General features: G+C 49.3%; 1 protein-coding gene. It reads right to left on the bottom strand.

The features are described from left to right. The coding region (locus RH45_RS06805) for a hypothetical protein (RefSeq protein ID WP_008075360.1) at positions 1-195 on the bottom strand (195 nt) is incomplete at its 3' end. Positions 196-282: the final 87 nt, after the last annotated feature.

The following is a 282-nucleotide window of genomic DNA, read 5'->3' as shown; positions in this document are numbered from 1 at the left end:
ATCGGCATCAACCGCGAGTACTGTACCTATCACGTCGGTTGGCTCTGAGTTCTCGTTGTACTCAAAGGCATAGCTTTGAACCGGCTCTTCATCCTCGTAGAAGATCGGCGCATTGTCATCGAGGTTAAGTTCGGTCAACTCAACATCAATCGAGGTCATTTTAACGTCACCTAAGCCTTCGTCTTCCGTCGCCATCACGGTGATGTTGTGAATATTCGCCGCTAGCTCATAGTCATTGGTAAATGCCGCACACCCGCTGCAGTTAAGCTGATTTCACCACTC

The organism is Vibrio sinaloensis DSM 21326 (assembly GCF_000189275.1).
Taxonomy (GTDB): Bacteria; Pseudomonadota; Gammaproteobacteria; order Enterobacterales; family Vibrionaceae; genus Vibrio; species Vibrio sinaloensis.
Note: the sequence above shows the minus strand (reverse complement) of the source record. Positions and strands in the feature narration are given on the sequence as shown.